Consider the following 6,337-nt stretch of genomic DNA (forward strand, 5'->3'; position numbering starts at 1 on the left):
GGCTGGTCCTATTCGTCGAAGGAGGTGAGGTAGTCGCACAGCGCGGCGACTTCGCCACGGCTGCCGAAGATCAGAGGCACGCGGTCGTGCAGATGCGCCGGGCTCAAGTGGAGGATGGCAGTGCGGCCGTCCGTGGCGGTGCCGCCGGCCTGTTCGATCAGGTAGGCGATGGGAAAGGCCTCGTAGGCGAGGCGCAGAAAGCCCGCCTCGTATCCCGGACGGGCGTCGCCAGGATAGAGGAACACGCCGCCCCGGCGCAGGATCCGGTGCAGGTCGCCCACGGCAGCCGCAATCCAGCGCATGTTGAAGTCGCGCCCCCGCGGCCCCTCCGCCCCGAGCAGCAGGTCGTCCACGTAGCGCCGCAGCCCGCGCGACCAGCGCCGCCGGTTCGACGCGTTGAAGGCGACGGTCGAGGTGTCGGGCCTCAGCGTGACGCCGGTGGCACCCACGTGGAAGGTTCCGGTTCCCGGGTCGAGCGTCGCGATGGCGACACCATCGCCGGTGCTGAAGCCGAAATCGACGGAATGCCCGAACGAGACATAGCAGGCGGCGACGATCTCGCGCCCCGGACGCAGGAAACTGTCCCCGGCCGGAAACACGCAGAACAGGGCGCCGAGCGGCGCGCCGATCCCGATGCTTCCAGAGCCGTCGATCGGGTCCATCGCGATGTCGAAGCGGCCCTCTGCGTCGACGGTTTCGACCTCCTCCGCCTCTTCGGACAGCACTCGCGCGACGGACATGCCGTGCAGCGCCGAGATGAAGTGGTGGTGTGCCGCCATGTCGAGCGCCTTCTGACGGTCGCCCGACTTGTTGGTCCCTATGACCTCCGTCGGATCGCCGGGCAGCCCACCCTGCGCAAGGCGCGCGGCCAGGGGAATGCTTGCCTCGGCAAGGGCTGTCAGGAGCTTCGCCAGATCCCGGCGGGCGGGATCCTCACCTGCCCAGGCATCGAGATGCGCCATCAATGTCGGGAAGGTGATCGGCCCGTCGATGGCCAAGTTCAGCGGCGCGCCCGCCATCTCAGTCGCGCTCGCCAAGCAACGCCCGGGCGCGGTGGACGATCGCGTCGCGCGTGATCCCGAACGTCTCGTAGAGCTCCTCTGCGGGGCCGGAGGCGCCGAAGCCGTCCATCCCGATCACGTCGTCCTCGCTCGCCACGTAGCGGGTCCAGCCGTATTTGCTGGCCGCCTCGACGGCGAGACGCGGCACGCGGCCCAGCACGCCTGCCCGGTAGTCGGCCGGCTGGGCCTCGAACAGTTCCCAGGAAGGCATCGAGACTACGGCCACACCCAGACCGCTCCCGGCCAGCACCTCGGCCGCCTCGACGGCCAGGCTGACCTCGGTCCCGGTGGCCAGGATGGTCAGGTCCCGGTTATCCCCGAACGACCGGATCACATAGGCCCCCCTGGCGCTCAGGTTCTCGTCCGCGTCCTCCAGCCGCAGTTGCGGCACGGCATGACGGCTCAGCGCCAGAAGCGACGGTGTTTCGCGCGACCGGATGGCGATGTCCCAGCATTCCAGCGTCTCCACCGCGTCGGCGGGCCGGAAGGTGCGAAGATTGGGGATCGCGCGCAGCGAGGTCAGGTGCTCCACCGGCTGATGGGTCGGTCCGTCCTCGCCGAGGCCGATGCTGTCGTGGGTCATCACGTAGATCGTGCCGACCCCCATCAGCGCCGAAAGCCGGATTGCGTTGCGGGCATAGTCCGAGAACACGAGGAAGGTGCCGCCATAGGGGATCAGCCCGCCATGCGTGCTCATCCCGTTCATCGCCGCGGCCATGCCGAATTCGCGCACGCCGTAGCCGATATAGCGGCCGGGCGTCTGCCGCGAGAACTGCTGGTCGACGGCCGGCACCCGCGTCAGGTTCGAGCCCGTCAGGTCGGCCGACCCGCCGATCAATTCGGGGACGGCCGGGGCCAGCGCCTCCAGCGCCATTTGGCTCGCTTTCCGGGTAGCCACGTTTTGCGGCGTCGCAAGAAGCGAAGCCCGGGCATCGGCCACGGCACGGGCGTATCTTTCAGGCAATCCGCGCGCCAAGCGGCGGGTAAATTCGGCGCGGTCGGGCGAGGCGGCAAGCCGCTTCTCCCAGACTTGCCGTGCCGTCGCCCCGCGCCCACCGATGGCTTGCCACTCCGCCGCCAGATCGGCGGGAATCTCGAACGGGGGCGAGTCCCAGCCAAGCGCCGCCTTGGCCGCCGCCGCCTCCTCCGCGCCGAGCGGCGCGCCATGTGCCGCGGCGGTGCCGGCCTTCGTCGGCGCGCCGAACCCGATCACTGTCTTCATCGCGATCAGGGTGGGCTTGCCGGTCTCGGCCCTGGCTGCGGCAATGGCCTTCGACACGGCGGGAATATCGTGCCCGTCGCATTCCAGAACGTGCCAGCCGCAGGCCGCAAGCCGGGCCGGCACATCGTCCGAGAAGGACACTGATGTGGGGCCGTCGATGGTGATCTGGTTGTCGTCATAGAGCACGATCAGCTTGCCCAACCCCAGATGCCCGGCCAGCGAGATCGCTTCCTGTCCGATGCCTTCCTGCAGGCAGCCGTCCCCGAGGAAGACATAGGTGTGATGATCGACGAGTTCCGACCCGAACTCCGCGGCGAGGACGCGCTCGGCCATCGCCATCCCGACTGCGCTGGCAAGCCCCTGCCCCAGCGGTCCGGTCGTCGTCTCGATCCCCTTGGCGTGGCCATATTCGGGATGCCCGGCCGTCCGGGATCCAAGCTGGCGGAAGCTGCGGATTTGCTCGAGGGTCATGTCGGCATAGCCGGTGAGATGCAGCAGCGAATAGAGCAGCATCGAGGCGTGGCCATTCGAGAGCACGACCCGGTCGCGGTCCGGCCAGTCAGGCGCCGACGCATCGAACTTCAGGTGATCGCGGAACAGCGCGGTCGCGGCGTCCGCCATGCCCATCGGCGCACCTGGATGCCCGGACTTTGCGGCCTCGACCGCATCTATCGACAGCGCACGGATACAGTTGGCCAGGTCAAATCCTGTCGGGTCGAGCGCGGCCTTGGCGGCGACATCCTGGGGCATCGAATCTTTGGGCATGGCGTCCTCCTCCGTGGCGACCTTGATACAGGAGCGCGCAATAATCACAACATTAAATCACATGATAACTCTGTTGACGTGATTTTTGATACATGTATTGTTATGAATGAGAGGGCCAACCCATGAGAAGAAACGACAGACAGCAGATGATCATGGATCTTCTGATCGCGAACGGAGAGGTGGAACTCGATGCGCTCGTCGACCGGTTCGGCGTCTCGCGGATGACGATCCACCGGGATCTGGACGACCTCGAGACTGAGGGGCTTCTGCGCAAGATCCGCGGCGGCGCGACGATCCGGTCCGGCACCCAGTTCGAGAGCGATTTCCGCCTTCGCGAACTTCAGGACCGGCCGGCCAAGGCGGCGATGGCTCAGTCGGCGCTGCGGCTGATCGAGCCGGGCATGACCGTGATGATCAACGACGGGTCCATGGCCGCGATCCTTGGTCAGCAACTGGTCACGAAGCGCCCGCTGACGGTGATCACCAACAACGCCGCGATCATCGACGCCCTGCGCGGCGAGACGGGCATCACCCTGATCGCGCTCGGTGGCGTCTACTCGGCCAAGTTCAACGCATTCCTCGGCAAGGTCACCGAAGACGCCCTTTCGGTTCTGAGCGCCGACATCGCCTTCGTCTCCTCGCCGGCCGTGTCCGGGCTGGAGGTCTATCACATGGACGAGAACGTGTTGCGCGCCAAGCAGGCGATGATGCGGCAGGCCGCGTCCAGCGTGCTCCTGGTCAACCACACGCGGTTCGGCCGCACCGCGCTGCATCGGCTCGCCGCGCTGTCGGACTTCGATCACATCATCACGGACCGGCTTCCGGATACGGCGGCCCGCGCGGCGCTGGATGGGGCAGGCCTGACCCTGACCGATGCCCAGGCACAAGAGCCAGAGCAATGACGCACACTCCGCTCTGGATCGGAACCAGCTGGAAGATGAACAAGACGCTGAGCGAGGCGGAAGCCTTTGCCAGCGCGCTGGCGGCTGCCGACGACGATCGAGATCCGCGCCTCCAGCGGTTCGTGATTCCGCCTTTCACCGCCGTCCGGCAGGTCAAGCGGATCCTTGCGGAAAGCTCCGTGAAGGTCGGGGCGCAGAACATGCACTGGGAGGACCGGGGCGCCTGGACGGGAGAGATCTCGCCCCCGATGCTGACCGATTGCGGACTGGACATCGTCGAGCTGGGCCATTCCGAGCGGCGCGAGCATTTCGGCGAGACCGACGCGACCGTGGGCCTCAAGACCGAGGCCGCCGTGCGACACGGGCTGATCCCGCTGATCTGCATCGGCGAGACGCTGGCCGAGCGCGAGGCGGGACGCGCGCAGGCGGTTCTGGAGGCGCAGGTGCGCGGTGCGCTGGGACGGCTGAGCGACGCGCAGAAAGCCGCGCCCGTCCTGCTGGCTTACGAGCCGGTCTGGGCCATCGGCGAAAACGGTATCCCCGCCACGTCGGATTATGCCGACGACCGGCAGGCCGAGATCATCGCGGTGGCCGAGGACTTGCTGGGCCGCCGGGTGCCCTGCCTCTACGGCGGGTCGGTCAACCCCGGCAACTGTCAGGAACTCATCCAGTGCCCGCATATCGACGGGCTCTTCATCGGGCGCTCGGCCTGGGTCGTCGAGGGCTACCTCGACATCTTGGAGAAATGCGCCGCAACTATCTGATCCGAAGAGGAAACGGCATGAAAATCGCAATCGCGGGCGACAGCGCGGGTGAACCGCTGGCGAAGGTCGTCGCGGAACATCTCAAGGGCAGGCATGAGGTATCCGACCTCTCCCATGTCCCCGAGGCGCCGGACAGATTCTATGCCCACATGGCCGACCGGGTGTGTTCGGCGGTACTGGCAGGCGAGTACGACCGCGCCATCCTGTTCTGCGGCACCGGCATCGGCGTGGCGCTCTCGGCCAACAAGGTGCCGGGCATCCGCGCCGCACAATGCCACGACACCTATTCCGCGGTGAAGGCGTCCACCTCCAACAACGCCCACGTCATCACAATGGGCGCGCGGGTCATCGGACCCGAACTGGCCAAGGACATCGCCGACGCCTTCCTCTCGAACTCCTTCGACCCCGAGGGCCGCTCGGCCGGAAACGTCAACGCGATCAACGAAGTCGACGCCAAGTACAAGAGGGCCTGATTGCGTGGCGTCTTCGGCCGCCGGACAGTCGCGGCACGCTGAAGTTCAGGTTCCCTACCCCGGACTTCGAGCATGCCAGTGTCGCCTCAATAAGGAACGCCGTGGAACGGATACTGGCCATCGACAGCGGAGTGAACGGGGCCAAGGCGGCGATCTCGACCTTGAAGTCAGGTTCCCGAAGCAGGGGCACCCTGCCCCAACCGGTGGCGATCGCGGCGGAGCTGGGGGTGAGCCGGTCGACGGTGTAGCGGGTGCTGCGGGAGGGGAGTTCGACATGATCAAACATGCTTGGGCGAAGCTCGACGGCGACCGAGCATTGCCGCAAGCGGATCATGGGGCGGACGTGTCGGCCGTCTTCGCGGCTCTCCTTGAGGCAGGTTGGACGGAGCGTGTCGCGCGCTGCCTCGCCCGGCCGCTCGGACGGGAGGAGGCGGAGCGGCTTAGCGCAGCCGCCTACTGCACGACATGGGCAAGGCCAAGGCGGGGTCCTGGCGGCGGCAGTGGGACGGTGCGCTGCTGATTGGACATCTGCTCCAGCTGTTGCCCAACGGCTGCCCCAAGCTGTGGCATCGGCTGGAGCCGTTGATCGGCGCCATGACGCAGGACGCGTTCCTTGCCATGCTGGCGCATCATGGACGACCGCTGGACCTCGACAAGCGGCGATCCGAGGACGCGGCTCACTGGCGCTCGGAGCCCGGGTATAATCCCGTGGAGCAACTCGGCGCGCTCCTCGATCGGGAGCGCATCCTGTACCCTGCGATCGGCACGTCGATTGCTGACCCCTTTGCCCCCCGAGCGGTCGCGCTGTTCGCGGGGTTGTTGACCTTAGCGGACTAGATCGGTTCTGCGCCGATACGGTTCCGGATCGACGGCGTTACGGGCGCGGCACGGGAGGCCCGGTCGCGCGACGTGGCGCGGGCCGCTGCGGACGGACTAGGACCAACAGGCTGCTGAAAAACCCCGCCCTCGACGTGCTTTTCGGGACATGATTCACTTTCGCCGTGGTTGACGGCGGGGGCTGGGATGCGCGGGACGGATCGGACGACGGGATCGCTGTTCAGCTATGTCGAGCTGGAGGAGCGCATCCCGGGGGGTCATCCGCTGCGCACGATCCGGCGGGTGGTGAACGACGCGCTGGCGAGCTTGGGCG

Annotated in this window: 6 protein-coding genes and 1 pseudogene; 5 read left to right on the forward strand and 2 right to left on the reverse strand. The window is 67.1% G+C overall.

The window, feature by feature from the left end:
• Window positions 1-8: 8 nt before the first annotated feature.
• Window positions 9-1,037, reverse strand: coding sequence for a class 1 fructose-bisphosphatase (locus DR046_RS21225; protein ID WP_245191042.1), 1,029 nt, complete (start codon window positions 1,035-1,037; stop codon window positions 9-11).
• The gene (tkt, locus tag DR046_RS21230) at window positions 1,021-3,033 is read right to left on the reverse strand and encodes a transketolase (protein WP_245191044.1); all 2,013 of its coding nucleotides are present in this window, start codon (window positions 3,031-3,033) and stop codon (window positions 1,021-1,023) included. The genes DR046_RS21225 and tkt overlap by 17 nt, the downstream gene beginning before the upstream one ends.
• Before the next feature lie 137 nt (window positions 3,034-3,170).
• Between tkt and DR046_RS21235 the strand changes: the two genes are divergently transcribed.
• The 5 genes and pseudogenes from DR046_RS21235 to DR046_RS21255 form a co-directional block, all read left to right on the forward strand.
• Complete coding sequence (locus tag DR046_RS21235) at window positions 3,171-3,950, forward strand: DeoR/GlpR family DNA-binding transcription regulator (RefSeq protein WP_115384373.1); 780 nt, start codon at window positions 3,171-3,173, stop codon at window positions 3,948-3,950.
• Window positions 3,947-4,714: a triose-phosphate isomerase gene (locus DR046_RS21240; RefSeq protein ID WP_115384374.1), complete on the forward strand. Its 768-nt coding sequence runs from the start codon at window positions 3,947-3,949 to the stop codon at window positions 4,712-4,714. The genes DR046_RS21235 and DR046_RS21240 overlap by 4 nt, the downstream gene beginning before the upstream one ends.
• 17 nt (window positions 4,715-4,731) lie before the next feature.
• Complete coding sequence (gene derI / locus DR046_RS21245) at window positions 4,732-5,187, forward strand: D-erythrulose-4-phosphate isomerase (RefSeq protein ID WP_115384375.1); 456 nt, start codon at window positions 4,732-4,734, stop codon at window positions 5,185-5,187.
• 465 nt (window positions 5,188-5,652) lie between these two features.
• Window positions 5,653-6,024, forward strand: a complete 372-nt coding sequence (locus tag DR046_RS21250) for an HD domain-containing protein (protein ID WP_115384376.1) — start codon at window positions 5,653-5,655, stop codon at window positions 6,022-6,024.
• Between the two features lie 186 nt (window positions 6,025-6,210).
• A pseudogene (locus tag DR046_RS21255) lies at window positions 6,211-6,337 on the forward strand (IS5/IS1182 family transposase); the annotation flags it as partial.

Origin of the sequence: Jannaschia formosa (genome assembly GCF_003340555.1) — a bacterium.
Classification (GTDB): domain Bacteria; phylum Pseudomonadota; class Alphaproteobacteria; order Rhodobacterales; family Rhodobacteraceae; genus Jannaschia; species Jannaschia formosa.

What these genes read in the sequence shown, in the direction of transcription:
- DR046_RS21240 (WP_115384374.1), top strand. Translation starts at nt 3,947, where the DNA reads ATGACGCACACTCCGCTCTGGATCGGAACCAGCTGGAAGATGAACAAG.
- DR046_RS21235 (WP_115384373.1), top strand. Translation starts at nt 3,171, where the DNA reads ATGAGAAGAAACGACAGACAGCAGATGATCATGGATCTTCTGATCGCG.
- derI (WP_115384375.1), top strand. Translation starts at nt 4,732, where the DNA reads ATGAAAATCGCAATCGCGGGCGACAGCGCGGGTGAACCGCTGGCGAAG.
- DR046_RS21250 (WP_115384376.1), top strand. Translation starts at nt 5,653, where the DNA reads ATGGGCAAGGCCAAGGCGGGGTCCTGGCGGCGGCAGTGGGACGGTGCG.
- tkt (WP_245191044.1), bottom strand. Translation starts at nt 3,033, where the DNA reads ATGCCCCAGGATGTCGCCGCCAAGGCCGCGCTCGACCCGACAGGATTT.